This window comes from Neisseria sp. P0009.S007 (assembly GCF_051962515.1).
Map to the genome: position 1 here is coordinate 1 of NZ_JBQCVF010000045.1, position 3,485 is coordinate 3,485.

The 3,485-nt window shown below is 41.3% G+C and carries 6 protein-coding genes and 1 pseudogene; 6 read left to right on the plus strand and 1 reads right to left on the minus strand.

Going from position 1 to position 3,485, the window contains the following annotated elements:
* Window positions 1-504: superoxide dismutase (locus tag ACTHS3_RS05970; protein ID WP_440367387.1), on the plus strand; the 504-nt coding region annotated here is incomplete at its 5' end.
* Window positions 505-622: 118 nt separating this feature from the next.
* Window positions 623-805, plus strand: a complete 183-nt coding sequence (locus ACTHS3_RS05975) for a histidine phosphatase family protein (RefSeq protein ID WP_004519796.1) — start codon at window positions 623-625, stop codon at window positions 803-805.
* Window positions 806-860: 55 nt separating this feature from the next.
* Here the strand turns inward: ACTHS3_RS05975 and ACTHS3_RS05980 are convergent.
* A pseudogene (locus ACTHS3_RS05980) lies at window positions 861-1,438 on the minus strand (NAD(P)H-dependent oxidoreductase).
* Between the two features lie 45 nt (window positions 1,439-1,483).
* Between ACTHS3_RS05980 and ACTHS3_RS05985 the strand changes: the two are divergent.
* The 4 genes from ACTHS3_RS05985 to ACTHS3_RS06000 all read left to right on the plus strand — a co-directional run.
* On the plus strand, window positions 1,484-1,726 hold the full coding sequence (locus ACTHS3_RS05985; RefSeq protein WP_004519793.1) for a polymorphic toxin type 50 domain-containing protein: 243 nt from the start codon (window positions 1,484-1,486) through the stop codon (window positions 1,724-1,726).
* Between the two features lie 6 nt (window positions 1,727-1,732).
* Window positions 1,733-2,035 carry a hypothetical protein gene (locus ACTHS3_RS05990; protein WP_004519792.1) on the plus strand — a complete coding sequence of 101 codons (303 nt, stop codon included), beginning with the start codon at window positions 1,733-1,735 and terminating at the stop codon, window positions 2,033-2,035.
* Between the two features lie 52 nt (window positions 2,036-2,087).
* The gene (locus ACTHS3_RS05995; RefSeq protein WP_004519791.1) at window positions 2,088-2,387 is read left to right on the plus strand and encodes a hypothetical protein; all 300 of its coding nucleotides are present in this window, start codon (window positions 2,088-2,090) and stop codon (window positions 2,385-2,387) included.
* A 355-nt stretch (window positions 2,388-2,742) separates the two neighbouring features.
* A partial coding sequence (locus ACTHS3_RS06000; protein WP_440367390.1) for an MFS transporter occupies window positions 2,743-3,485 on the plus strand: 743 nt, incomplete at its 3' end.

Genomic DNA, 3,485 nt, shown 5'->3' on the forward strand with positions numbered 1-3,485 from the left:
CACTACGGCAAACACCATCAAACTTACATCACCAATTTGAACAATCAAATCAAAGGCACTGAGTTTGAAGAAATGCCTTTGGAAGAAATCGTGAAAAAATCTTCCGGCGGTATGTTCAACAACGCTGCCCAAACTTGGAACCACACTTTCTACTGGCTGGGCTTTACCCCTAAAGGCCAAGGCAAACCTGCCGGCGAATTGGCTGCAGCCATCGACGCCAAATGGGGCAGCTTCGAGAAATTTCAAGAAGCGTTCAATGCTTGCGCGGCCGGTACTTTCGGCTCCGGTTGGGCATGGTTGGTGAAAACACCTGCCGGTGAATTGGATCTGGTTTCTACTTCCAATGCAGGTACTCCGCTGACTACTGAAAACACTCCGCTGTTGACTTGCGACGTATGGGAACACGCCTACTACATCGACTACCGCAACAGCCGTCCTAACTACCTGAAAGGTTTCTGGGAAATTGTTAACTGGGATGAAGTTGCCAAACGCTTCGCCGCATAAAACGATATGAGTGAAAAGGCCGTCTGAAAATTTTTCAGACGGCCTGAAACCTTTGAACAATTAGCAGTACGTGCAATGGCCGCCCTTTACGATACATCAATCGGGCGCTAATATTTTAGTGGTATCGCATGGTCATACCCTGCGGCTTTTATTGTCCTTACTAGGCGGAGCGACTTGGGAAAACCATCGTGATGAGGGTAAATCCGTGTCATTGTTGCATACTTCAATCAGTATTGTGAAATATGATAGTGAAAGCGGTTTTCATATTGAGCAGCTTAACGATGTGGCTCATTTACAATGATCACACCCATTCATCAATAATAAAAAAGTGGGCATTTTACCCACCTTTTTTGCCATTAGCCGAATACTTTTTCTAAGTGTGCTTGGTAGTCTGCTAAGTATTGTTCCACTTGTGGATTTTTAATCACATCGTTACATAAGAATGTCGGCAGACGGGTCAAACCGATGAACTCATTGAGTTTGTGGAAGTGCATATACAACGCATCCACGCCTTTGCCTTCGAAAAAATCGCCTTCTCGGGTGAAGGCCTCAATCGGCGCATTCCAAGTAAGCGAGAGCATGTTTTTTTGCCTTGCAACAAACCACCTGTGCCGTAGCCTTCTATCGGATTGACACGATGGCGGCCATCACTGTGGTAAAGCTTGCCGTGTCCGGCAGTTAATACTTCGTCTATGTATTTTTTCACTGTCCAAGGTTCGTGCATCCACCAGCCTGGCATTTGCCAAATCACGGCATCCATCCACAAGAATTTTTCGATTTCTGCTTCAACATCATAGCCCGCATTAATCACGGTTTCTTGTACATTGTGTCCAAGTGCGGTCAAAACTTCTTTCGCTTTTTTGTGAAGCGTATGGTTCAACTCACCATGCGAATGACCAAACTCTTTTCTACCGTCTAGTAATAAAATATTCATCTTTTTGCCCCTAAAATAAATAATTATAAAAATGGGGCTATCATTATGCCTTTTTACTGCATCTTTATCACTGTAAGTTTAGATTCTTTAAAAGGTTATGTAGGAACTGGACAGCAGGTGGGAAAAACTGAAATTGGGCTTCCTGGTTCTAAAGAAAGGGTGAACTTCAATAAAAATATCGGTATTTATATCGATCCTGTTACAGGAAATCAAACCCCAACAACTATGGGGATTATTCATTATAGTAAAAATGGATATCATGTAGTTCCGGCTAAACCAAAGGAATAATAGTCTATGAATAATGACATTATAAGATTAAGAATTGTTACCCAAAATGCCTTGATAGGTAAAATTACCAAAGAGGTTAGAGGTGTTTATGTAAGAATCAATGAAAATTGTATAAGTATTTATATCGTTATTGATGGAGATATCTCTACCTATTGGAATGAAGAGATTTATAAAATTGGTACAGATATTATTTCTAATTTTGGTGAGGATTATACTATTGATGAGAATTTAGTTAGGATTGATTACCCTAAATATTTATCTTTTGATAATTATATATGTGTATATAAGCGCCATGAAAAATATGAATAAGATTGGAACTATTTATTTATGACAAGGATTTAAAAAGAATTAAGGATTAATAATGTTTGGTATTTTCTTTAAAGATAAAGGTACATCTTTTGATAATGGATATGGGATGCATATTTTGGCTTCAATCTCTTTAGGTGAATATGTAGAAGAATTACATATTCCAATAGACTATTGGGGTATTGAAGAATATAAAAATAGCTGGGCTACATCTATAGCTGATGGGATAGAAAAAAAGCAACATTCAGTACTTATTACATCTATGCATGAGCCAGAATCTTTAAATTTTATTTCTACATGGATTATTTATTATGATGGGGAAATTTCTTATAAAAGTGCATTCACCTACCAATAGACGCAAGTCATTTTGTAGTAATTTTGGTGCGCCACCCAAATATCCTTTCCCCGAACTGCGATTATTTGCCGAATTTTATGCATACTGTTCAACAACTCCCTGAAAATGCCCTTACTACGCGTTTGAATTTTTTCCGCCAATACGGTCAACTTGAGACTTTTGCAAAGGTCTCGGCCTTTTTGTCGATATTGGCGTGAAGAAATGGTTTAGATGAATGTTTTTTCTGTCTGATGCGCAAAATTATCATGGAGCAGAAAAAAGGATAAACGGGAGATTATGCTAAAATATTGTCAACAATTTTCTGATTCCGCATGATATGGAATCAGCGTTTGACACACATAGACAAGAGGATTTTATGAAATTTCTAGACCGTGAGGCGACCATTGCCAAACCCGGCTTTAATCGTTGGCTGGTACCGCCTGCCGCTTTGGCCGTGCATCTTGCCATCGGGCAGATATACGCTTATTCCGTGTTTAATGCGCCGCTGACCAAGCTTATCGGTATTACTGAGTCGGCTGCAGGAGATTGGAAGCTGACCACGGTCGGTTGGATTTTCAGTATTGCCTTGGCGATGTTGGGCGCGTCTGCGGCCATGTTCGGTACATGGATGGAGCGCGTTGGGCCGCGTAAGGCGATGTTTGTTGCCGCCTGCTGTTTTAGTTTGGGCTTTTTTGTGTCGGCTATTGGCGTTCATACGCACAATCTGTTTTTGCTTTATTTGGGTAACGGTGTGATTGGTGGGGTTGGTTTGGGCTTGGGCTATATCGGGCCTGTATCGACTTTGATGAAATGGTTTCCCGATAAACCGGGTATGGCGACAGGCTTGGCGATTATGGGTTTTGGTGGTGGCGCGATGCTGGCCTCGCCTTTATCCGTGTCGCTGATGAATTTTTTCTCCAGTGAAACTTCAGTTGGCGTAGCGCAGGCTTTTGTCGTTTTAGGATTGTTTTATTTGGTGTTGATGATGTTCGGCGCGTTTACGATCCGTGTACCTGCCGATGGCTGGAAACCTAAAGGTTATGTTGCGCCGAAAAACAAAAGCAAATTGGTCAGCAGTAATCATGTCAATGTCTCACAAGCCATGAAAACGCCGCAATT

Excerpts from the sequence above, each read along its gene's own strand:
- ACTHS3_RS05985 (WP_004519793.1), top strand. The coding sequence starts at position 1,484 with ATGCCTTTTTACTGCATCTTTATCACTGTAAGTTTAGATTCTTTAAAA.
- ACTHS3_RS05990 (WP_004519792.1), top strand. The coding sequence starts at position 1,733 with ATGAATAATGACATTATAAGATTAAGAATTGTTACCCAAAATGCCTTG.
- ACTHS3_RS05995 (WP_004519791.1), top strand. The coding sequence starts at position 2,088 with ATGTTTGGTATTTTCTTTAAAGATAAAGGTACATCTTTTGATAATGGA.